This window comes from Bacillus sp. V3-13, from assembly GCF_002860165.1.
Lineage (GTDB): Bacteria > Bacillota > Bacilli > Bacillales > Cytobacillaceae > Bacillus_BJ.
Genome location: NZ_PGUZ01000024.1, coordinates 1 through 24,674, shown reverse-complemented (window position 1 = coordinate 24,674; position 24,674 = coordinate 1). Strand labels below are relative to the sequence as shown.

General features: G+C 39.6%; 19 protein-coding genes and 1 pseudogene. 18 read left to right on the top strand and 2 right to left on the bottom strand.

The genetic code is table 11. The features are described 5' to 3' along the window. Positions 1 to 8 precede the first annotated feature (8 nt). Together CU633_RS10030 and fumC are read left to right on the top strand one after the other, a co-directional pair. The gene (locus tag CU633_RS10030; RefSeq protein ID WP_101659990.1) at positions 9 to 290 is read left to right on the top strand and encodes an aminotransferase class I/II-fold pyridoxal phosphate-dependent enzyme; all 282 of its coding nucleotides are present in this window, start codon (positions 9 to 11) and stop codon (positions 288 to 290) included. Positions 291 to 455: 165 nt separating this feature from the next. After that, complete coding sequence (gene fumC, locus CU633_RS10025; RefSeq protein WP_101659988.1) at positions 456 to 1,829, top strand: class II fumarate hydratase; 1,374 nt, start codon at positions 456 to 458, stop codon at positions 1,827 to 1,829. A gap of 55 nt (positions 1,830 to 1,884) precedes the next feature. On the opposite strand, the gene CU633_RS10020 is transcribed toward fumC, so the two are convergent. After that, positions 1,885 to 2,091, bottom strand: a complete 207-nt coding sequence (locus tag CU633_RS10020; RefSeq protein WP_101659986.1) for an alpha/beta-type small acid-soluble spore protein — start codon at positions 2,089 to 2,091, stop codon at positions 1,885 to 1,887. A 247-nt stretch (positions 2,092 to 2,338) separates the two neighbouring features. On the opposite strand from CU633_RS10020, the gene CU633_RS10015 reads away from it, so the two are divergent. From CU633_RS10015 to CU633_RS09960, 11 genes and pseudogenes are all read left to right on the top strand, one after another. Then, entirely contained in the window at positions 2,339 to 2,581 is a 243-nt protein-coding gene (locus CU633_RS10015) for a hypothetical protein (RefSeq protein ID WP_101659984.1), read from the top strand. Positions 2,582 to 2,838: 257 nt separating this feature from the next. Beyond that, the gene (locus CU633_RS10010; protein ID WP_101659982.1) at positions 2,839 to 10,935 is read left to right on the top strand and encodes a DNRLRE domain-containing protein; all 8,097 of its coding nucleotides are present in this window, start codon (positions 2,839 to 2,841) and stop codon (positions 10,933 to 10,935) included. Between the two features lie 25 nt (positions 10,936 to 10,960). Further along, complete coding sequence (locus CU633_RS10005; protein ID WP_101659980.1) at positions 10,961 to 11,200, top strand: 3'-5' exonuclease; 240 nt, start codon at positions 10,961 to 10,963, stop codon at positions 11,198 to 11,200. A gap of 564 nt (positions 11,201 to 11,764) precedes the next feature. Next, entirely contained in the window at positions 11,765 to 12,541 is a 777-nt protein-coding gene (locus CU633_RS10000) for a recombinase family protein (RefSeq protein WP_101659979.1), read from the top strand. A 147-nt stretch (positions 12,542 to 12,688) separates the two neighbouring features. Next, positions 12,689 to 13,924, top strand: a pseudogene (locus CU633_RS09995) (IS110 family transposase). Between the two features lie 341 nt (positions 13,925 to 14,265). Next, on the top strand, positions 14,266 to 14,883 hold the full coding sequence (locus CU633_RS09985) for a hypothetical protein (RefSeq protein ID WP_101659975.1): 618 nt from the start codon (positions 14,266 to 14,268) through the stop codon (positions 14,881 to 14,883). 552 nt (positions 14,884 to 15,435) lie between these two features. Further along, entirely contained in the window at positions 15,436 to 15,723 is a 288-nt protein-coding gene (locus CU633_RS09980) for an immunity 53 family protein (protein ID WP_101659973.1), read from the top strand. Positions 15,724 to 16,462: 739 nt separating this feature from the next. Then, the gene (locus CU633_RS09975; protein WP_101659970.1) at positions 16,463 to 16,795 is read left to right on the top strand and encodes a DUF7668 domain-containing protein; all 333 of its coding nucleotides are present in this window, start codon (positions 16,463 to 16,465) and stop codon (positions 16,793 to 16,795) included. A 346-nt stretch (positions 16,796 to 17,141) separates the two neighbouring features. Next, complete coding sequence (locus CU633_RS09970; RefSeq protein WP_101659968.1) at positions 17,142 to 17,648, top strand: HEAT repeat domain-containing protein; 507 nt, start codon at positions 17,142 to 17,144, stop codon at positions 17,646 to 17,648. An 869-nt stretch (positions 17,649 to 18,517) separates the two neighbouring features. After that, complete coding sequence (locus CU633_RS09965; RefSeq protein WP_101659967.1) at positions 18,518 to 18,973, top strand: hypothetical protein; 456 nt, start codon at positions 18,518 to 18,520, stop codon at positions 18,971 to 18,973. Between the two features lie 167 nt (positions 18,974 to 19,140). Next, the gene (locus CU633_RS09960; RefSeq protein WP_101659965.1) at positions 19,141 to 19,698 is read left to right on the top strand and encodes a hypothetical protein; all 558 of its coding nucleotides are present in this window, start codon (positions 19,141 to 19,143) and stop codon (positions 19,696 to 19,698) included. A gap of 17 nt (positions 19,699 to 19,715) precedes the next feature. Here the strand turns inward: CU633_RS09960 and CU633_RS09955 are convergent. Beyond that, positions 19,716 to 20,781 (bottom strand): IS630 family transposase gene (locus CU633_RS09955; protein ID WP_101659963.1). Its coding sequence is split into 2 segments (ribosomal slippage): positions 19,716 to 20,267 and positions 20,269 to 20,781, totalling 1,065 coding nucleotides; the frame shifts between segments, so codons are not numbered across the junction. A gap of 1,205 nt (positions 20,782 to 21,986) precedes the next feature. Between CU633_RS09955 and CU633_RS09940 the strand changes: the two genes are divergently transcribed. The 5 genes from CU633_RS09940 to CU633_RS09920 are packed head-to-tail and all read left to right on the top strand — an operon-like array spanning position 21,987 to position 24,616. Continuing rightward, positions 21,987 to 22,361, top strand: coding sequence for a hypothetical protein (locus tag CU633_RS09940; protein WP_101659957.1), 375 nt, complete (start codon positions 21,987 to 21,989; stop codon positions 22,359 to 22,361). After that, positions 22,319 to 22,705, top strand: a complete 387-nt coding sequence (locus CU633_RS09935) for a hypothetical protein (RefSeq protein ID WP_101659955.1) — start codon at positions 22,319 to 22,321, stop codon at positions 22,703 to 22,705. The genes CU633_RS09940 and CU633_RS09935 overlap by 43 nt, the downstream gene beginning before the upstream one ends. Before the next feature lie 38 nt (positions 22,706 to 22,743). After that, positions 22,744 to 23,304 (top strand): hypothetical protein, encoded by a 561-nt coding sequence (locus CU633_RS09930; RefSeq protein WP_101659953.1) that lies wholly within the window; start codon positions 22,744 to 22,746, stop codon positions 23,302 to 23,304. A gap of 57 nt (positions 23,305 to 23,361) precedes the next feature. Further along, on the top strand, positions 23,362 to 24,363 hold the full coding sequence (locus CU633_RS09925; RefSeq protein ID WP_180954920.1) for an RHS repeat-associated core domain-containing protein: 1,002 nt from the start codon (positions 23,362 to 23,364) through the stop codon (positions 24,361 to 24,363). Between the two features lie 4 nt (positions 24,364 to 24,367). Continuing rightward, on the top strand, positions 24,368 to 24,616 hold the full coding sequence (locus tag CU633_RS09920; RefSeq protein WP_101659949.1) for a DNA-binding protein: 249 nt from the start codon (positions 24,368 to 24,370) through the stop codon (positions 24,614 to 24,616). Positions 24,617 to 24,674 lie beyond the last annotated feature (58 nt).

The following is a 24,674-nucleotide window of genomic DNA, read 5'->3' as shown; positions in this document are numbered from 1 at the left end:
AATTAATTATGATCACAATTTCACCATCGGAGACAGTAACAGCACTTCTTGATCAAGAGTTTTCAAAAATTATAAATAATGTAAAAAGGCTTACAAGTATGGGGGTTGATGTAATAAATCTAAGTCAAGGTAATCCTGATTTACCTACACCTCCTCACATTGTTGAATCTCTTAAAGAAGCAGCTGAGAATCCAACATTCCATAAATATTCTCCTTTTAGGGGATTTAAATTCTTGAAAGAAGCAATTAGGAATGCAGAGGTTATCCTCTGGGAGTTTAACTCTGCCTGAAGTTAGCATTAGCCAGGTAAATCGATGCTGGTCTCTCTCTAATGCCAACTTTTCACAGGATCATTTTAACTTCCATATGGAAAAAAATTTAAAAGGACTTTTATAATTTTTAAAGCTGCAGAATTGGGGAAAAGAATATATATTGTAAGGGAAGGAGGCAGGCAAATGTCAGATTATCGGATTGAGCGGGATACATTGGGTGAAGTGAAGGTTCCGGCCGATAAATATTGGGGAGCGCAGACGCAGCGAAGCAAGGAAAACTTTAAAATTGGTATTGAAAAAATGCCGATCGAACTCATCTATGCATTTGCCCATATCAAGAAAGCGGCAGCGATCGTTAACGAGCGGCTTGGCAAGCTTTCCAGTGAAAAAAAACAGGCCATAGTGCAGGCAAGTGAAGAAATTTTAAGCGGTAAATACGACGATCACTTTCCGTTAGTCGTCTGGCAAACCGGGAGCGGCACGCAGTCAAATATGAACGTGAATGAAGTGATCGCTAAACGGGCAAACGAATTATTGGAGGATAACAATCTTCAGGTACATCCAAACGATGATGTCAACATGTCGCAAAGCTCCAATGATACCTTTCCGACAGCGATGCACATTGCTGCATATATCGCTGTAAAAGAACGGCTCTTGCCGGCTGTCCGCAGCTTAGCGGAAACATTTAAGGAAAAAGGGAACGCCTTTTCAGATATCATTAAAATCGGCAGAACCCATCTGCAGGATGCCACTCCACTCACTTTAGGACAGGAAATCAGCGGCTGGCGGAGCATGCTTGAAAAAGATGAAAAAATGATTGGTGAAGCAGCTGATTATTTGTTGGATCTGGCGATCGGCGGCACTGCCGTTGGGACAGGAATTAATGCTGACCCCAAATTTGGAGTGGAAGCGGCAAAGGAAATCACCAAACAAACAGGACACGATTTTCGTTCAGCAGCGAACAAGTTTCATGCGCTGACGAGCCATGACGAAATCGTTTATGTCCATGGAGCTTTAAAAGCGCTGGCAGCTGATTTAATGAAAATTGCCAACGATGTCCGCTGGCTTGCGAGCGGTCCAAGGAGCGGAATCGGGGAAATATCGATTCCAGCCAATGAGCCGGGGAGCTCGATCATGCCGGGAAAAGTCAATCCAACCCAGAGTGAAGCAGTGACGATGGTTGCATGCCAGGTATTCGGGAACGATGCGGTGATCGGCTTTGCTGCCAGCCAGGGAAACTTTGAGTTGAATGTTTTTAAACCGGTTATCATTTACAATTGCCTGCAAAGCATTCGGCTCCTTTCAGAGTCAAGCGCTTCCTTTAATGAAAATTGCGCAGTTGGAATTGAAGCGAACCTGGAAACGATATCAGCCCATGTTGAAAATTCGCTCATGCTCGTAACGGCGCTTAACCCTCACATTGGCTATGAAAAAGCAGCGGAAATAGCAAAGCTGGCGTTCAATGAGAATATTACACTGAAGGAAGCGGCACTCCGCTCAGGCTATGTGAACGAAGAGCAATATGATCTCTGGGTTAAGCCGGAAAAGATGGTGTAACAAGGATGCCCCCTTCAACTTGCAAAGGGGGCAAAATCTCAATAAGAAATTCAAATTAACGCTGCTGTCCGCTAAGCTGTTGTTGGGCCAGTGCAATCATGCGTTTTGTCATCTCACCGCCGACAGAGCCGTTGGCGCGGGCAGTCTGGTCAGCGCCTAATTGCACGCCGAACTCCTGGGCAATTTCGTTTTTCAGCTGATCAAGAGCCGGACCAGCTTGTGGAACAAGCAGTTTGTTGGAGGATCCACTTCTGTTGGACATTAGTAATCATCTCCTCATTTGAATTCTTTTGGCTGGGTTAGCCGGATTCGCACCGGCCGCAGGCGTGGCCTGCTACCTGGGCTTGGTTTAACCCAACATCATGAAGGAAATGCTAATGCACTATTAGTATGCGTTTATTTTGATGGATTATCAGACGAATCAACAGCAATAATTTCCTGAAGCTGGCCAAATAAAAAATCATCCTACAACATACACTAAAAATACTTCAGAGGAAGGAGCAACCATGATGTCAGCCTGCCCGATTTGCAACGGTTTTAGGAAAGTGGAAGTCGAATGCCCTGTTTGTGGAAAACAATTGGCGGAGCAAGGAAGAATCATGGATTACTACGATGATTACAGCCCATACATGCCAATTGACCTGATGAAATTGGAAGACGGCTATCCAACTACATATTCAAACCAGCAATGCCCGCATCTTTTTACATGCAGCGAATGTGGATTTGAAAAAGTTTTGCTTGTGAAAGAATAGGGCAGGTACCCCGAATTTACTTTATTTTTCCTCATGCTCATTACTCTAATCAAACTTCTGAATTACGATTTATTCAATTTTTCCCAATTTTAGGTCTAAAGTCTATCTAATAAATAGTATTTTAGGCTTTCTATTTTCCTTAAAATGTATAACAGAATAATCCAAAATATGTATATGAAATTATTGGATGATCAGTTAAAATCAGTCTAAGCCTTTTCCTTACAGTGGAGCCATAAAAAATATGAGGAGGAAAGAAAATGCAAAAGACTGTTATGAAAAGATTGAAAATTTTGACTATTGTTCTAGCCCTGTTTTTATCTTTATTTCCCGTTAAGAACGAATCGACAGTCAATGCCCATGGCGGACACGAACACACAACCACTGCTGTAGAAAAAAAGCCTAAAAAGATCAGCAATGAGGAAGCCTTTTTACACAATGTTGAAAAAGTTGAGGAGTTAAAAGAAAAAAGAAAGATTAATGCAAAAACATTCCGGAACGGCGATTTTTCCAAAACTTCTGAGGTATATACCGGACCTGTTCACTACAAAGATCTCGATGGAACATTAAAACCTATTAAAAATAAAATTCTCGAAAACAATGAACCTGACAAGCATGATTTTAAATTCAAATCGACTGAAAATCAATTTTCCGTTAAATTCGCGCACAAAGCTAATAAAAAAGACATTGTCTCACTGTCATTCGGTAAGGAAAAATTGAGTTTTGGCCTGGAAAAAGCGAAAGACACTCAGGTTTCCCGGAACAAAGAGAATGTATACTACAAAGGAATTTCTGCTGATACGGACATACAGTATACGATTCTGAGAAGTGGCCTTAAAGAAGATATTATTTTGCACAGTAAAAATGCACAAACCTCTTTCTTATTTACGATTGGAGGTTCATTAACGGCGAGACAAGCTGAACGAAATATCGAATTCATCAATAAAAACGGCGACGTTGTATGGATCATGTCACCTCCGTTCATGGAAGATGCAGAAGGAGCCTATTCAGAAGATATCCAGTATACTCTTGTTGAAGAGGGCGGCAAACAAGCAATTAAGCTGGACATCAGCAAAGACTTCGTAACAGACCCTGATCGGAAATTTCCCATTATTGTAGACCCGTCAGTAAATGTTGGCGGTGCGGTTACCAATACGGGTGATTCTTATGTATTACAAAATTATCCGGGCAATAATTATTATTTAACTCCTGAATTGCGGACGGGATATACCAGTTCTACAGGCATTACCCGATCCTATTTAAAATTTACTGACGGTTTACCGGACTTAAATGGCGGTTTGTTAATCAGTGCTCAATTAAATGCGTACAAACATAGCAATTTAGGGTCGATCATTAGTACCAATGCGTACATTCAGAAAGTAACCTCCGGCTGGTATTCAAATACAATTACCTGGAATACTCAACCGGGTATCGACACGAGCAGAAATTTTGGAAGTGTTTCCGCCGATGGCGGTGCCGGCTGGCTCTCCTGGGATGTTTCAGACCTTGTCGACCAATGGTATGACGGAACAGCGAACTATGGGGTGGTCATTCGCTCTACCAATGAAGGCACTGCCGGAACATATCGGAAATTTAATGCCGTAGAAGCATCGTCAGGGCAGCCATATCTTTCAGTCACCTATGCAGACCGGCCTTCAGCACCTGGAGGGACACCATATGGAAATGGTGCCAATACTGGAACAGGCTATGTCGACCTAAATTGGTCAGCGGTGCCCGGAGCATCAGGCTATAAGGTTCTTATCTTTAACGGACTGTATTATGAAGAGATAGATGTCGGTAATGTAACTTCCTGGACGACAAAAGGAAAAAAACTGTGGCCGACTGCAGCTCAAGTTCAGAGCGGTCAATACACATTGCGTTTGGACGGTTCCGGTCAGGAATTGGCCGATGATCCGCGGCCAGTTTATGAAAAATCGGGTGGAATTTATGCGAATTCAAAAAATTATTGGTTCCGAATCAAGGCTTACAATAAGTATGGAACGACAAGTGAGTCTGACCCATTTACGCCGACCATTCCAGATCAAACTGCACCATCAAAGCCGGGGAAACCAGTTTTAACAAATGCGTTAAACAGCCAGTTTACCTTTTCATGGCCGGCTTCCACAGATTCAAATTCGGGAGTCCAGAAATATAAAGTGTTCGTTGGAAAGGCTTCCGGTCATGCAGACGTGGTAAACGGACGCGAAGTAACCAGTACAACCTTTACCTACCCGCAGGCCGGTGATCCAAACCTTGATCCACGGGTTCCCTACTATTTTTATGTACAGGCTGTCGATCAAGCCGGCAATGGCTCATTCAATTCAGATGTAGGATCCGGTGTAGCGCGGTTAGCGAGAGACGCCCGCTTGGTCTCCTCTGCCATTCCAAACACAATGGAGGCAAATGGTCCAGGCATACCGGTATCGATTACTCTCGTAAATGAAGGGATCGAAACATGGACCGCAGCAAATAATTTCATGTTAGGGTCCATTAATTCGCCGGATTATTTTTCGAAAAAAGATACAATTCCATTGGATGCTGCTGATTCGATTTCAACAGGACAATCGAAAACCTTTCAGATGACGTTTAACAGCGGAAGGGATTTAGGTTCATTTAATACAAGCTGGCGTATGTTGAAAATCGGGACAGGCTGGTTTGGGGATTCATTATCGAAAAATGTTTCGGTAGTCGATACAAAGCCCCCAACTGGAACGATAGCCATTAACGGCGGACAGACGATTACTAATAATCAAAATGTCACTTTAACACTGAATGCTGAAGATAATGCGAACGGGCAATTGATGCAAAAATTCCAAAATGAAGATTTACCGTTCAGCCCGTATGAGCCTTATTCACAGACAAAATCATGGCTGCTATCAGACGGTAACGGAGATAAAAAAGTTACGGCTGTTTTTAAGGACGCCACGGGACATGAATCATTGCCTGCAAGTGCGACGATAAAACTCGATACAAGTTATCCTGCAGCGGCACTGAGTTCCCCGGCTGATTCCGAGTATATTAACGGAATCGTTGATATCAAAGGGACAGCTGCAGATGCAGATTTAAGCAGCTATACTTTGGAATACGGGTCAGGAGATTCTCCAACAAGCTGGACAACGGTCAAAACCGATACAGCAGGAAAAACGGATGCCATACTTGCGCAATGGGATACAAAAAATGTTCCTTCGGGCAAGTACACTTTACGATTGGCGGTAACGGACAAAGCAACGAATACTTCGTATGCAACTAAAACGGTCTGGGTTGACCAGCCAAATCAATTTTATGGATTTGAATCATTCTGGGGAATGCAATCAATCGTATCCGGTTTTGGCAAGGGGCAGGTAAACCTTTCAAACGGGAATCTTGTCTTAAATTATCTTGATGCATCATTGGACGGCCGGCAACTGGATCCGTCGATTTCACGGGTTTATAATAGCCAGGATGCGCGACAGGGAATGCTTGGCCCAGGATGGAGGCTGAGTGTAGAGGCCGAAGTAAAGGAATTGCCTGACGGAAATGTCCAGTACACAGATGAAGACGGTTCGATTCACTTATTTGTAAAAAACGGCGACGGATCCTACACAGCACCAAAAGGCATTTTTAAAAGACTGGTAAAAGAAGCTGGCGGAAATTTTACGGTTATGGAATTGAGTCCGGCCAGCATTTCCTATTCGTTTAATAGTGATGGATCGCTCAGCTCGATCTCTGATAAAAATCTTAATAAGATCACCTTCCAATATACAAGCGGTTCATTAACGTCGATGACCGATGATGTCGGCAGGAAAATTAATTTCAAATATAATACAAACCAGCTAGTCGAAGAAATTGCGTTATATAACGGAAATAAAATTGCTTATGGTTATGATCCAGCCAAGTTGCTCACAACGGTTAAGTATTTTGATTCGGCTGGCACCATATACCGGGAGCTACAGTACAGCTACGATAATAATCGGTTAATTAAAAGTGTTGATCCAAATGGAAACGAAGTCATTTATGGTTATAATGGCTGGCGGGTGAAAACGGTAAAAAGCACCCATACGGCAAGGAATGCCAAAACTGGCGCCCTCGCGGATCCGGTTCCTGTGACCGACAGCTTTATTTATGACTTAACCAATCGGAAGATTTCTTTAGAAACAAGTGCCGGTATGTTATCGCAAAAGACAAATTTTCAGCTTAACGAAAATGGAAACCTGGTCGAAACGGTGACAGATCCATTCGGATTGAATATAAAAGAATTTTCCGTTTATCAGGATAATGTTTTAAAGGAAAGTATTAACGGCAAAGGTTTTAAAACTTTGTTCGAATATGACGCACTTGGCAATTTACTAAAAAAGACAGAGCCAACTGCCATTGATGTCGAGGGGGGAAGCAATACTCCTGTCTCTATCTATGAATATAAGCCGGGAACAAATCTCGTTACGAAAGAAATCGATCCATTAGGCAGAGTTTCTACGTATGAGTATGATGCAAAAGGAAACCGCACAAAAATGGTCGATAGCGAAGGATTTTCCACAACTTGGGAGTATGATTCGTTCGGAAACACCTTGAAGCAAATCAAGGAACGCGGCGCATTTTACGGATATTTGCCGAATTTCAGTTTTGAAAAAGGCGAGAATTCCTCTGTTCCATCATGGAATGTAACGGGTACGGGAATTGCTTTTGATACAGCAATCAAAAAAGGCGGAGCCCGAAGCCTGATGCTGACAGGAAATACTGGATTAGAAAGTGATTATGTGCCAGTTAAGAAAGGAAAGCTTCCTGTGAGAGGCCTATTATGGGTAAAAACAGAAGGCTTAACGGGAACAGGCTTAACGGCCAGTTTGGCATTTTACGACAGCAACAAAACGCTGCTGAATACGAAAAATCTTGCACCGATTACTGGAACGGCAGATTGGAAACTGGTTCACGTTTCGTCCGATCTCCCTGCATCCGCAGCTTTTGTTACAATAAAAGTTAATCAGCAAGCAACTGCAGGAACAAGCTGGATTGATGATGTTTGGATGGAAGATGCCGGTGTAACAGAAACCTTTAAATACAGTACCGATGGTTTGTACCTGACAAGTAAAGTAGATCCGTACGGAAAGGAAACGGTGTTTACTTATGACCAGGCGGGTAATAAGATTTCTGAAACGAACTCGCTTAATCAAACGGCCCGCTTCGTTTATGACGCCGACCGGAAAGTAACTGAATCGATCGACCGTTTGGGCAAGAAAACGGCTTATCAATATGATAAAAACGGAAATCTGATTAAAGAGACGAATCCTGCCCAGCAAGTGGTCGAGTATGCGTATGACGAAAATAACAGGCAGACTCTTATCAGGCATCCAAAGGTGACGAAAGTAGCATATGTAGGACAAACACCGCAAGAGCCGGAAGTTGTCAGCATTACGGAAGTCGATGTTTATAATGCGCTGGGGCATAAAGTTGCCGAAAAAGACGGGAATGGCAACGTTTCAACCTATGAATATGATGCAGCGGACCGTTTAATAAAAACGACAGACCCAATCGGAAACCAGCGTGTGACTCACTACGACGCCAATGACAACAAAATTAAAGAAGAAGATATAGCAATCGATAATTCAACAGGCAAAACTTATTTAAAGGGTACAACCTTCTACAATTATGATGAACTGGATCGAATGATTTCCTTTACTGATGCCTCCGGGAACCCGAATACGATCGTAGAAAAAACCAAATATGACGGTGTCGATAACGCCATCAAAAAGATCAGCGGTACAGGGGTTACAACAGAAATTCAGTATGACAGAAACAATCAAAGTATTTATTCAAAAGAATCTTCGACACCGATTGTAGAAACGTGGGCACTTTATGATGGCCTTGGCAACCTGGCGATTTCCTATGACAAACAAGGGGCAACCCATAATGTTTATGACTTAAACGGAAATCTTCTCGAAGTAGTCACTTCTGAAGGCAAGAAAACGTCATATTCGTATAATTCGGTCGGGGACAAGTTGAAACAAATCGATTCAACCGGTACGGAAACGGACTGGGAGTATGATGCTGAAGGACAGCTTATTAAAGAATCGGTAAAAATGGTACAGCCGGGAACAAACACTGTAAAACATAATGTCATCGAGTATCAATATGATGAGCTTGGCCAGTTAGTAAAGAAACTGGTGAAGGAACAGAAGGACGCCTCCACCACAACGACAAAAGAGGTAACGTTAACTTATGATGAATTAGGACGGGTCAGGAAGGAGACCGGGGTTACCGACGGAAAAATAACGGAGACGAGGAGATATTACGATAATAATGGCAACCTGACTCATACGTGGCTGTATGACCAGACTGTTGCGGTGCCGCTGCCATATGATGCAGACGGCGATGGAATCTACAACAATGAAACGGTCAGTACGTATGATGCCAACAACCGGTTAATGAAAGAATCCATTTCCCACACCGGTACGGTTACGGAAACCAAATTTAGCGATAAAGATGATATCGAATCATTTACGAACGCTTTAGGGACAACAACCGTCAAATATGATGCCAATGATCGAAAACAACAAATTCAAACGCCGAATTTGGACACATTCTCCTATGAATATTTAGTCGATGATTCAGTATCAAAAATCAAGGCACCGGGCATGACAACGGCATTTACGTACAATGGCGGCACCAAGGTTGCGACGATTAAAGGGACAAACCAGAGCAATGCCATCGTCACCGATCTTGCCTATGCCTACACAGATACGGAGCAAATTGCCCAGATCACGGATAAAGGACAGGTCAAAAAGAAGTATACGTATACAGCAAACGGCTTCCTGGAAACCGTAGAAGCGAATGGTGTCAAGCTCCAATATTCGTATGACGGGAACGGAAACGTCCTCCAGGTGATGAACCTGACGACTGGAAAATTAAAGGCGGCTTATCAGTACGGGTCGGCGAACCAGATCAGCGAAAAGAAAGAATACGATGATGCCACCGGAGTTTTATTGCGGACGACCGTCTACACTTTTAATCCAAACGGCGTTCTTTCGAAAGCTGTTACGACAGAAGGCACGAAAGTAACCGAACAAGTATACAATTACAACAGCCAGAATCAGCTCGTTTCCATTCAAAAAATAGTGGATGGCAAGGAACAGCCACAGATTATTTATGAGTACGACCAGGACGGAAACCGGCTCTCAAAAACAGTCGGGCAAACCCATTATCATTACCATCGCGATACAAAGGGTGAAATTTTCACCATCACAAAAGAAACAGGCGGCGTTCCGGAAACCCAGTCAAGCTTTTACAAGGATGAAGACGGGAACCTGTTAAGCTTTCGCTATCAGGATGCCCTCTATTACTATCAGTTTAATGCCCGCGGTGACGTGATTGCCTTAACCGATTCAGCCGGAAATGTCATCGCTTCCTACGATTACGATGAGTGGGGCAATGTTACAAGCATGACCGGAAACCTCGAAGTGGCGGAAAACAATCCGTACCGGTTTGTCGGAAAATACGGTGTCATGTATGATAAAGACAGCGGTATGTACCTGATGGGCTGGAGGGATTATGATCCGCAAACTGGGCGATTCATTGTTGTGGATGAGTATGAAGGGCAAGAAGACGAACCAACTTCCCTAAACCGCTACTTATATGCCGATGGGGATCCGGTTAATAACATCGATCCGGACGGTCATGCACCAAAATGGCTGCAAAAGGGCATGAAAGCAACGAAAAAGGCAGCGAAAAAAGCGTATAATTTTGCCATCGGAGACGATATCAAAACCCTAAAGAGCCCGAAATCGAAATGGTATCAAAAAGCCGGTGCTGCGGTCAGTATTGCCAGTAATTTCATCCCTGGCGCAAAAGCGGTGGCATTGGGAGCGAAAGCAGCCATCAAAGTGGGAACGAAGTCACCGAAGCTTGCCAAATTGGCTGCGAATTCCATTAAGATCACCCGAAATAACAAATTAAAAACAGGTGCTGCTCCAGTAAAATATGCGGGTAAACTGCCATCAAATGTATCGTCTAGGAGTATAACTAAGGGTACGGATAATGTTCAGTTAGGAAAACTCACATATAATAACAACGGAACGTGGACATCATCTGGTGGATTAGTTTATGGAACTGATAAAAAATTTGGAAACCGTGTTAAACATGTTCTAGCACATACAGCGCCTAATCCGAACAAGGTAAATCATACTGTATTTAATGTTGATAAAACTAAAGTGCTCAAAGTTGTAGATGAGGCTTGGAGCAAAAAAGGCGCACCTCTAGCGAGTGATCCTGGAGCGTATGTTGTTCCAATGGGAAAGGTTGTTGGAACTAATGGTGAAACTGCTGTGAGGTTAGTTGTAAAGCCTGGAACAAATGAGATAATAACTGCTTATCCAGTTGTACCATAAGAATAACAGTTTAGGGGGAAGAAGCATGCAGATGTTTAACGGAAATGTTGTATGCCCACGATGTGATGGGAATGGTTTAATCTATAAAGCTAAAATAGTAGATTTAAAATTAATAGTTTACATTTGCGATGAATGTGAGGCCACTTGGGTGAGTGAGGATATTCGAAAAGATAATTTCCAGGACCTAACCACTTTTCTTGAAAATAATGGTTTAACTTATAGTAATACTCAAATACTAGATGTAGGTTATGGATGGAAAAAATAAAGGAAAACCTTGATTGGCATATTGCCTTTCAAGGTTTTTATTTCTATTACAGTTTTAAATAGTAAGCAGACTTATGAGATTGGTAACAGTGACTAAGATAGAAAAAGACTACTTTTACTACTCAATTTATATTTTCACATGATAATGACAAAGCCCGTAATGCTAAAGGTGGTAACAAACATGCACATAAGGAAAGTGAATAAACAGATACATGTGGAATTTTAATGAGATAAAATGAAAATGATTTGTTTGAAAATCGAGAGCTCATGATGGTAGTACCATCATGGAGTTTGGTTTTAATACTAGGATAGAGTGACAAGTACGATAATTAGGCGAGATGACATTTTTCATGGCAGGGGTAGTTATGACATGGAATGGCTAAAAAACTAACGAGAATGACAAAGCTCGTGGCGATAAACAATGGCTAACGTAAAAAGGTGTTCTTACTCTGCGTTGGCTTTTAAATTTTAGGTTGTATTTTTACAAGAGATGATCGTATAATATTCGCTATTCGTTTAAAAAGCGTTACATAAATTGTAATTTTCGTAACGGGAGGGTAAAAAGTTGAACGTTGTTGGGTATATACGAGTTTCGACTCAAGGGCAGGCCAAAGATGGATACAGCTTGAAATATCAAGAAGATGAAATCCAAGCATACTGTGAAGAACAAGGCTGGAACTTGATACACATTTTTAGAGATGAAGGAATAAGTGGTGCCAAACTAAATGAAGAAGCATTGGAAATAGACAGGGTGGGCTTACAGGAAATGTTGGCTCACCTTTCGTCTGTCCAAATTGATTATGTGATAGTGCTTAATACAAGCCGATTATGGCGGTCGGATATTGTCAAGGTGCTCATACAACGAGAGTTAAAGAAATATGGTTGTGAGATTAAAAGCATTGAACAGCCTTCGTACAGTATCCACAAAAAAGACCCAAACGACTTTTTGGTAAACGGCTTGATGGAATTATTAGACCAATACCAACGGCTTGAAATTGCTTTAAAGCTATCAAAAGGGAGAAATAAAAAGGCGAAGGAAGGAGGATATGCAGGAGGAAGGGCAACATTTGGTTATACGAAACAAAAGGGTGAAAAGGAACTAAAGATACATAACGGGCATGCAGAAGTTGTTAAACGGTTGTTTGAGCTTAAACAGCTACATAGGAAATGGTCACTGTCTAGGTTGGCAGAAGCATTAAATGATGAAGGTTACAGAACAACGCAAGGTAAAGCATTTACAAAAGTACAAGTGAAACGCATTTTAGACCGAGAAAGCTTTTATCAAGGGATTTATACATACGGACATATACAAGCAAATGGCAAACATGAAGCAATAATTTAAAAGTTTACTTAAAAAAAGGGCTCATTTTCTTATAAGTTCTTTTGAAACGGTGAAAATGGATAGGCTTTCGTACCAATGCGCACTGTAAGGTGAACGCTCGAACTAAGGTTGCCGGCATTTTCATTTAATTGAATAGGGGATGAGAAAATGCATGAAAAACAGAAACATTTGTATGTTGGAGTGGATTTGCATAAACAACACCATGTGGCAGTGATAATTAATTGTTGGCAAGAGAAGCTAGAGGAAATAGATTTTGAAAATAAACCGTCTGCCTTCTCAACTTTTTTATTGGACATTGATAAACTTATAGATAATGGATTGACGCCTGTATTTGGCTTAGAAGATGTTGGAGGCTATGGACGAGCGTTAGCGAAGTATTTAGCAGATCACGGGCAAATTGTAAAAGAAGTAAACCCAGCTCTTTCATACGCTGAACGAAAAAGCCATATGACCACACAAAAAAGTGACAGCTGGGATGCGGAATGTGTTGCACGCATTTTGTTGAACAAACTGAACCATTTGCCTGACGCGAAACCGCATGATTTATTTTGGTCGATACAACAATTGGTCACTAGAAGAAATGCATTAGTAAAGGCCCAAGGTGCTTTGAAGAACCAACTGCACATTCAATTGAGCCACCATTATCCAAGCTATAAAAAGTTTTTTTCAGAGGTGGATGGAAAAACAGCACTAGCATTTTGGGAAAGGTACCCTTCACCATCTTGCTTAGAAGGTGTGAGTATAAAACAATTGACCACCTTCTTATTAGAAGTGAGCAACAATACTTGTTCGGTGAAAAAAGCGAATGAAATATTGAAGCTAGTGAGAGAGGATGGGAATACAACAAAAGAACATCAAGAAACACGAAACTTTTTAGTAGAAAGCATTGTGCGCCAAGTTTTATTCGGAAAGCAGGAAATAGGCAATGTGGAAAGAGAATTAAAAGAGTTAATGAGCTTACTAGACTTTCAGCTAGACTCTATGCCAGGAATTGACCTTGTGACAGCTTCCGCATTAATTTCGGAGATAGGTGATGTTACACGTTTTCCTAATGCCAACAAATTAGCACGATTTGCGGGGATTGCGCCTGTTTACTTTGGGCCTGGTGGGAAGGGTAAGGAACAAAAAAGCAAATAGGGAAATCGGGCGCTGCACGCTTTATTTTACAACTTGGCAGTGCAACAAGTGCAAGTAGCAAAAGGGAGTAAACTTCCAAGAAACCCAGTGTTCTATGCTTACTACCAACGAAAACTTAAAGAAGGCAAAACAAAGGGGCAAGCATTGGTTTGCATTATGAGAAGGCTTGTTAACATTGTTTATGGCATGATGAAGCATAAAACAGCCTATAAATTGCCGATAGTGCAAGAGAAAGAAGTAGTTTAATAGTGTGGTAAAATGGCTGATTTTTTATTTTTAGCTTTTAAGATTACAACATAGGGTACAGGTAAAGCTTCTAAATACGAAGATGTAACTAAATCTAATAGCCGTTATGCAAATAGAGCAACAGATGTAACAAAAGGAGATTTCGAAAAAAATCTTCTTAAAGATGGTTGGAAAAAAACAATTTCAAAAGATGGAAAAACAACCATACTAACAAAAGATGGGGCTAAATATGTTCTTCGTGACGATGCTAAATCAACAGGTGGTCCAACTGCTGATTTTTATCCGAAAGGAAGCAAAGGACTTACTTTAAAAATTAGGCTTAAGTAAGGGATAGTGGGATTATGAACTTTGAAAATTTTTTTGTAAGAGAAAAGAAAGAATTTGATGAATTAAAAGTGATGGTAAATGCTAATTTTAATTTAGAATGTAAATTACCTGAACAAGTATTCTGTCAACAATTTAGATATTTTAAGTTTGAAGAATTTGACTGGACAATGAGTGGGGACTTCTGGAATACACTAGAAAAATTAGCTATTGAAACAAAAGATAATTTTGTCCTTACTGCAGTGTTAGAACCTAATCCAGAAGAATATTTCCACAAAGAGTTTAATTATTACAATTGGGTTAAATTACCTGTTGGCTTGTCTGCTGATGATTACTTTGAAATACTAGAATTTGGACCAGAAGAAAGTCCAGCAGACGCAGTATTATATAATTCAAATACTGTTATTTGGTTAGCTCCATCAATGAAGTGGGCAATTTGGGGAGAAAGGGATTATGGGGTTTGTGTCATTGGAATTAATGATATAAGTTATCGAAACAAGTTATTACCTTATTTAAAATCCTGGCGTTCACTCGATGAAACAGTATTATCGTGGATTGAAATCAATTTTATGAGTCAACAACTCCAACAAGATTTTGTCGAGACTCTTTACTTAAACTATTCTCAAGAAAAGTAAATTTTATTTATCTACTTTAAAACCTTGATTGGCTAATAATGCCTTTCAAGGTTTTTTTAGGGGGAGTGCTGAATAAACCGCTCTTCCTTTAAAGTATATTGGTATCCGATGAGAGTCCTATGTGATGTTTTATCAAATTTTATTGTACTTACATTCATTTTAAAACGCATGACCTATTCAGTGTAAATACCACTAAAAAAGCCCATTAACATTATAAGAGACATAGACTTTAACGAAAAACCCGAAGCTGCGGAACACAATCCTTACCGGTTTGTCGGGAAATATGGTATCAATTCCGTCAAATCGGAACGATTCGGGAAACTGAAAAATGCTGCTAAGAATATGTCGGGTATTCTTAAAAGAAGATGGGTATATAATTATACCTAGTGGTAGAGTTAAAAAAAAGATGATGTTGGTCGAGGCAGGGGGTATTTGAACAAAGGGGCAGGTAAAAGGATTTCTGAACCGCACGTACATGATCCAAAAACTAAAGGTGGAGTAAGACCGCCGAGAAAATCGGGAAAAGAGACCCCTAAGAGAAGGTGAACAGAATTGGATATTTTAAATTGGTTAGAACATTGGTTCCACAATAATTGTAATGGAGATTGGGAACACTGTCATGGTATAAGAATAGGGACTCTTGATAATCCAGGTTGGTGCGTAGAGATCAGTTTATTTGAAACTTATCTAGAAGATTCTCCTTTTAGAAATGTAAAAATTGAACGTTCTAATGATGATTGGATTCATTGTACTGCAGAGGATAACGTTTTTAAAGGCTATGGCGGCGTAAAAAACCTAGAAGAAATACTGAATATATTTAGAAAATGGGCAAGTGGGTGAATTTATTGACCTTGGTAGGATAAATACCTTTCAAGGTTTCTTTCTGTATGATACTTAGATTTCCCGGTTATACATGTCTAAAATTTGCGAAAAAGACAGCAGGAGATAATGTTGGAAGATGTTAAGAAGCAAGGTTAAAACAAGTGTTACACATAAGCAACTAACAGCTAAGAAGGTTAAAGATTCATGTAAACGGGCACATTATTTCGGCACAAAACACCTATTTTTTATCAAATTAGAACGGTTTTTTTCACAATCTTTTTTGTATATTCTCAGCTATTTATGAATATTTACAACGAAAATGGCTTGACACGGAGCCTCTGTAGGCATGCTCTCCAGCGAAAGACGAAACAGTAATCCATGTTTCGTAAGGCAAACAGCCTACCATGCCCACCTCTCCATGTAAAGCCGTGCTTCTAAGTTTATAAGATACTGGATGCTGAATTAATTTGAAATTCACAATCTGAAATAACGTAGAAATTTACAAGATTCACACCACTCCAAGGTCCGAATAAAAAAGGGACTGAACATTATATTGCTGGGCAAGTTCAAAAACAGTCGGGTGGTGGAACCTACGCGGCTGAAAGAAGAATGGGATACAAAGCTATGGGAAGAGCTGGAGTTTCAGAGGAACAGGCATCAGCAGAAATTAAAAGGGCGGATGTGTACTTTTCAAGTATAAATGTTACTCCAAGTACGGTAACTCGACGACCTAGTAACAGAAGGAGGTAGTTACAAATTGCAAAAAAGTACGATTATTGCCCTGCTTAAACCATTGGTGAATAGTTTAGTAAAAGGCGAATATGAATTTATTCAGCAAAGTGGCAGGAGTGGCCTGTATACAGCCGGAGAACTAAAAGACTTGATAGATGACTATGGCGGTAAGCTAACTATTCCTCCGGAAGAGGATTATGAAAATATTAATATCATAGCAATTGACAATGAACCGGAATACGTCGTTGAGTATGAACTATGGGTAAACGGTGAAAAATCTGATTTAACATTAAGCTGCACTATTCATATTAAGGAGGATGAAAAAAATATAGTTATTGAAAATATTCATGTTCTTTAATAGTCCAACCTTGATTGGCAAAAAGCCTCTCAAGGTTTTCTTTTATGTAGCTCTCAAGGGTAGAAAAAAGTACTAAATCAAAATTCAAGAACAGCTTGTCTCGATACAAAAAACAATAAATGGCACACCGGAACTGTAGATCCTTTACGAGTACGCCCAAGATGGAAACAGGTACCAATAACAGTCGGGCATACCTATTATCATTGCCATCGCGATACAAAAGATGAAATCTTTACAATCGTGAAAGAGACTGTTACGAAATATATAATAGGGGAAAGGTGAACACGACATAAATTAAAGAACTCATTTGTCAAAATAAAGCAAATGGAGGTTTTGATAAATAATTATGAACTTTAAAGAAGCGATAAGATTTTTGAAAGCACATCAACCTATGCCTGATGATAAAGCATTATCTGATGAAGATATTAAGCAATATGATCAGGTAAGAAAATATTTTTTAAACCATCCAGACCCAGCATGTATACCCTTGTTTTTAAACTCATTTGGTAATGGCAGTGGCTACGGGATATATCAACTAATAGAGGATACGCTCTTAATGTATTCAGATAACGAAGTAGTTCCTCATTTAATAGCTGCACTGCAGAGTCAACACAAAGGAGTAAGGTATTGGAGTTCACAAATAGCAGCGTCGTTCGCGGATAAAAAACTAATCGAACCTCTCTCAACTCTTTTATTTGAACAAGACCCGGATATTAGATATTCTGCGATCACTGCATTGTCACAAATTGATGATCGAAAAATTTATGGGATATTAAAAAGTGCACTTAAACGAGAGGACGATACCGAGGTTATTGAACTCATTGAAGACGTTTTGAGCGAAAAAGAATCATAATATTTTATATCTGATATGAGTTTATCCCCGATTTAAGTTTTTTAGAAAATCCTGAATTGGGGATATTTTTTTCTTAAACTTTGTTTTATTAAACCGCTACTTATATGCCGATGGGGATCCGGTTAATAACATCGATCCGGACGGACACGCGCCAAAATGGCTGCAAAAGGGCATGAAAGCAACCAAAAAGGCAGCGAAAAAAAGCGTATAATTTTGCCATCGGAGACGATATCAAAACCCTAAAGAACCCGAAATCGAAATGGTATCAAAAAGCCGGTGCTGCGGTCAGTATTGCCAGTAATTTTATCCCTGGAGCAAAAGGGGTGACATTGGGAGCAAAAGCAGCCATCAAAGTGGGAACGAAGTCACCGAAGCTCGCTAAAGTGGTTGCGAACTCACTTAAGATAACACGAAATAACAAATTGAAGACTAATCCATCATATTTAAAATTAGATCTACAGTTTTTTGCTTAGAAAAAAGTTGATAAAGGATTAGCCAGCAGAGGGTATAGACCAAAGCCTGGAGAAAGAATTTTCGATGGCTATGTAAAACAAAACGTATCTTTAAATAAAGAAACCACTCTTCATACTAAATCAAAAAGGTTTAATAATAATTCTAGAGGTTCTAATAGTGATGGGCAATTTAAACGATTTGGAGCTAGTTCACACGCTAACATTTCACCACATGTACATCAGCCTACACGGAATGTTACTAAAACTGGAGAAATATTTGGAGGGCAAGGAACAAAAACGCAAAACGGTGGAGTAACGAGACCTGGTGAAAGAGATGTTAAACAATTATATCAATATTTGAATAACGGAAAATATAGGAAATGAATAATCGATTGCAGAATAAAGGGAGTGGAATGAATGGCTTATGTGATTTTCGATTGTACCCAGTTCTTGACATTTAATATGAAGGGAAAAGTGGACATCGAAAATATTCTTCAGATATTTAACAAGCTAGATTTTAGTTTTCAAATTGGAGACATTGAATATAAAAAAAGACAGTATTTAAAAAAGTGGATAAAATCTACTCTTGTAGAATTAAAAAATGATGAGTTTATTGGAGAATTTGAAGAATGGAAGGAAAAGGATAATATCCCTGTTCCAATTATAGAATTTGCAAATTGTATTCAAGGGATAGCAGAAGATGAAAGAGTAGATAATTTGACTTTAATATTAGTTCATTATGTATATGAACAAGAGGAAAATAATAAGTTATTTGAAATAACTATAAACCCATCGAAAATTATTGAGGGTCTTTACCACGCGTCAGTTTTTGGAAATTCAGGTAATATTGTAATACTAAATATAGAAAATTAGTTTTAGGCCTTGGAAGGCATTAGCCTTTCAAGGTTTTATTGTGAAACGAATACCACTGGCTAGGCCAGTGGTTCAAAAAAGCTTAAAGCTTTGAACAAAAAAATAAACCTCCTTTGTTATAATTTGAATGGGTCTGCCAACCTAATCCAATTAACAAAGAAGGAAGTATGAAAGCAACGAAAAATGCAGCGAAAAAAGCGTATAATTTTGCCATCGGAGACGATATCAAAACGCTAAAGAACCCGAAATCGAAATGGTATCAAAAAGCCGGTGCTGTGGTCAGCATTGCCAGTAATTTCATCCCTGGAGCAAAAGGGGTGACATTGGGGGCAAAGGCAGCCATCAAAGTAGGAACGAAGTCACCGAAGCTCGCCAAATTGGCTGCGAATTCCATTAAGATCACCCGAAATAACAAATTAAAAAATGGTGGTACCCCGACTAAATATCGTACGATTCCGAAACTTACTCAGCCGGTAGCAGGAGATAATGTTGGTAGCATGTTAAGGGGGCCGAAAAAGGGAGGTAGATTCAAAGATGTTGACGCAGTCAAAGGTCCCGATCAAGTCGCTCATCATCTTGCCCAAAATACTTATAACAAAAGAATTGGAATTAGTAGAGATAATGGATCTGCCGTGTTAATGAGTAAACAAGACCATGCGAAAACAAGGACATTTTTGCTGGGAGAGGAAAGGCCGCTATTAGAGAAGATGATGAACTGGGCTTAAATGCTATATAAGTTGAATTAAAGATTTTCCTGAATTGCATTTGACTCCATCCTTACACAAAGGCGGTCAATGACTTTCATAGGATTTATATTTTCCATAAAGGTATGGACGTTTTTCCGAATTTCAGCAGCCGTATAGTAGAAAACATTGTTGATGACGTCGGATTTCAGCCATTTCCAAAGCCCCTCCACAATATTCAGTTGAGGGCTGTAGGGTGGCAAAAATACAAGTTTCAGTCTTCCTTCCATTTCCTTGAGGAAGGGTTCAAGCATTTTTGCATGGTGAATCCTCGCATTGTCCAGGATCATGACAATGTTCCCGGTCGGATAGGCTTCTGTTACTTTGTTAAGGAAGGCAAGGAATTCTTCTGCCGTGTATTGCTCTTCCTCCTGCCATACGATTTCACCAGTGACGTAATCAACGGTTGCCAATAGTTTTACGCCACGATGTTTGCCGGTAGTTTTAATGATTCTTTGCTTTCCTTTCTCAAACCATGTGTACTGTAGCGCCTGGTAATCACGGATCATGCTTTCATCTTCGAACAAAATGTGATCAATTTCGCCATTATCGTATTTTTTTTACCTCAGGGAAGGTGGTTTCGACAAATTCTTTTTGCTTTTCTTCGTCAGCTGCAGCTAGGGTGTAGGTGGGCTTTGTGTAACTCATACCCATTCGCGCCATCAATTTCGACACACCCCGGATGGAGTATTCATGTCCGAACTCACGGAGAATGTACGACCTGATGATATCTAGCGTCCAGTTAAACTTGGCAGGAAAACCGCACTCATGAGGGAGTCGGGCAACAATGGTCTGTCTCAATTGTTCCTGCTGCTCAACCGTTAACCGTGGCGGCTTTCCACTTGAAAACTTCATAGAAAGACCTTCCAATCCGTTTTTTTTATAGGCTCGGATATAGGTTCCAACGGTTCTATCTGTGCGGTTAAGAATGGTTGCAATTTTGTTATTGGTATTTCCCAAAAGATGCAGGCGAATTGCCTGGTAACGTTCATACATGCGACGATCTTTTTCTGATTTCAGTCTCTTCTCAACTTCCTGCAATTCGTCAATAGTGGATGTCATTATACATCACCGCCCATTCATGATAAATCTCTATTCGACGTGTGATGTACAAAAATCCTTCCCAAATCAGGAAGAAAAACTTAAGTTCATTCTATATAGACAACGAATGGCAAAAGATGTATGGGACGTAAAAAGAAATTTTGGAAGAAAATATAACCAGGGATTAAAGGAAGCAGTTAGATATGGACAAAAAGTTTATCGTAAGTAAAAACTAATACTATGAGAAAGGAAGATGTATTATAGAAACACAGAAAGGTTATAGGGTTATACAGGGATCAGATAAACATAAACATACGTTTGGTGGGAGTACTTGGAATACGCCTGTATGTCCAAATTGTAATACAAGATTGCATCAAATTTTTGAATTTGACCTTCGTGACGACAGGCTACTTGAACTTAAAAGTAAGACATTGGGTAAGTTGCCACTTATTTCATGCCTAAATTGCTCATCATATTGGGAACCACAAGAGTTTCGAATAGACCCTATTGATAAGTCTCTATCGATTATTAAACAACTTGACGAGCAGCATTGGATAGCAGAAGAACAAGATCGACTTGAATTTCCCTTACCATTTTCAGAAATGAAGTTAGTTGATCTCAAATCTATTGATTGTCCTAGTGATGAAGACTCAGATGCCGCTTTTGCAGTGTTTGGAACGGAGTATGTATGTCGGATATTAGGCAGTCCACTATATTCTACTCAAACCATCGTAAAGACATGTAGCCACTGTAACAGGAAGATGGAATATATAGCAACCATTTGCTCCGAGGATTACGACTCGCAAGGATTGGTTCATGAGGGGTTTTCATTTAATTTTGGTGAATCTTTTATTTATTTTTATTTATGTAAATCCTGTAATATTTTAGCGACTGAGATGCAAAGTACCTAATCGTTTATTTTTATGAGTTTATAAAGAAATGCCAAACTTGATAGAGTGATTCTTACTCTATCAAGTTTTTTATTACTTTAAAAATTACAGCGGATATTCATCAAAAAAATATTAACGTTTGATGTTTACTGTATAAATACGCTCAAGAAGAAAACATACTACCGAAAGTAGCTGGACACACAAACTGTTATTGCGACGGTAATATGAAAGGTTAAATATTTTCGATTATAAAGGAAAGAAGGGACATCTCGAGAAATATGGGTGTCAGCATTTGATGGGCTGAAGGGATTACGAACTGCAAATAGGATGATCATTGTCGTGGATGAATATGAAGGACAAGAAGACGAACCAACTTCCCTAAACCGCTACTTATATGCCGATGGGGATCCGGTTAATAATATCGATCCGGACGGACACGCGCCAAAATGGCTGCAAAAGGGCATGAAAGCAACCAAAAAGGCAGCGAAAAAAGCGTATAATTTTGCCATCGGAGACGATATCAAAACCCTAAAGAACCCGAAATCGAAATGGTATCAAAAAGCCGGTGCTGCGGTCAGTATTGCCAGTAATTTTATCCCTGGAGCAAAAGGGGTGACATTGGGAGCAAAAGCAGCCATCAAAGTGGAACGAAGTCACCGAAGCTCGCCAAATTGGCTGCGAATTCCATTAAGATCACTCGAAATAACAAATTAAAAAATGGTGGTACCCCGACTAAGTATCGTACGATTCCGAAATTTACTCAGCCGGTAGCAGGAGATAATGTTGGAATAAGTTTAAGGCCTAGTAAGCTTTTAGGTAAAAATCCGCAGTCGCATAAAACAAGAATAAATACTGATATAGACGGTGGCAGAGCCGTAGCAAAAAGCATTTTCAGGCATTACACAAAAAATAAGAAAGTAATACAAACAGAAAAAAATGGGATGGTTAGAAGATCTACTACCGATAATAGTATCTCTATCAGAATGTATAAAAAAGGAAAAACAAATATTGATAACAAATTATTCGGTCAATATGAAGATATACATTTTAGAGACTAGTCAACGAATTTTATATAATGAGGGGATGGTTGTGGTTAATGCAAAAAATCAGGTCTACGTTAAAAAATAAGGAAACAATTTTAAATAAACTTAATGATGGTGCTAAAATTGAAATTTATTTATTAAAACAACCCTTCAGCAGAAGGAATAATGATCATGTTAGTTGTAGTGATATTTTTCTTTTGAAGGATGATAAGGATGTTTTCCATATCAGCGTGGAAGAAGATGAATATGAGAGCCCAATTAACGAGCTTTATCGTCTGTCCATTACAGAGGGAGCTCCAGTCATACAAATTATAAATAAAGATAATATTAAATTTGGTAAAGTTCAGAACAATTTGCCAGAGGGAGTAGAACTCTTTGACACTGTTTTTTTAGAAGGAGTAAAGGAAAAAATAAAGTTCTTTTATGAGAAAGATTATGTTAAAGATACTACTGGGAGAATATTATATTATATAGAGATTGAAAATACGTTGTTGTTAAAAGGTCAGAATAAAACTATATATATTTCTTGTTCAGACGTTGCTTACTGCTTAGTAATTTCTGGAGACGATCAATTCATTGAGAGACAATTAGATGACAAGATAGAGAGTATGTAACTTTAAACCTTTGGAGAGGATTTCTCTCTTAGGGTTTTTTATAGTGAATCTTTTACTTTGATTATCTTCACGATTGTAGTACCACTAAAAAAGCCTATTAACATCATAAGAGAAATAGACTTCAACCGAAAAACCTCGAAGCTGCGGAAAAACAATCCATACCGGTTTGTAGGAAAATATGGTGTCATGTATGATAAAAACAGCGGCATGTACCTGATGGGCTGGAGGGACTACGATCCGCAGACAGGACGATTCATCGTTGTGGATGAATATGAAGGGCAAGAAGACGAACCGACTTCTTTAAACCGCTACTTGTATGCAGATGGGGACCCGGTTAATAATATCGATCCGGACGGTCATGCACCAAAATGGCTGCAAAAAGGCATGAAAGCAACCAAAAAGGCAGCGAAAAAAGCGTATAATTTTGCCATCGGAGACGATATCAAAACCCTAAAGAGCCCGAAATCGAAATGGTATCAAAAAGCCGGTGCTGCGGTCAGTATTGCCAGTAATTTTATCCCTGGCGCAAAAGGGGTGACATTGGGAGCAAAAGCAGCCATAAAAGTGGGTACAAAATCACCGAAGCTTGCCAAATTGGCTGCGAATTCCATTAAGATCACCCGAAATAACAAATTAAAAAATGGTGGTACCCCGACTAAGTATCGTACGATTCCGAAATTTACTCAGCCGGTAGCAGGAGATAATGTGGGGAGCATGTTAAGAGGTCCCGGTAATCAGGCTCATAGCTCTGCCCAGTATAATAAATTAAAAACTCATTATCAACAGGCAGAGAAGTATGGAAAGGGTGGAATTAAAGAATTATCTGATGGCAGGATTCGCTATTATGGCAACATAACTCCCGCAACGAAGCCAGGAGAAATGGCGGGACGAAGAGTTGTGAGGGAATGGAATCCTAAAACGGGAAATAAAAGGACATGGCAAGAGACAGTGGATCACAATGGGAGTATTAGACAAGTTAGACCTGATACAAAATTTACTGAAGGAAAAAAGGTTCATTATCGTTTTGATAATAAGGGTAAATATGTAGGAGCGTGGTAGGAGTATGGAACAACCTACAGTAAAAGATATAATTGAGAAATTAGAGCTAATCTTAAAGGGGAAATTGTCAAGGGAGGAAGTCGCAGATTGGGCATCAGAATATGTAATGGCTGATGACCCGTCTATATCTGACGAAGTGGTTTGGGAATTTTTACAAATAGTATCTGGAGTCGACTTGAAAGATACACCAGATGAATATCTACATTGGGATCCAGATATTATTCAATGGATTAATAAATATCAGAATCTCTAGTACACGATCAAAATTAAAGTTATGAGTTAGACGAGAATGGGTAAATACCTCTTAAAAA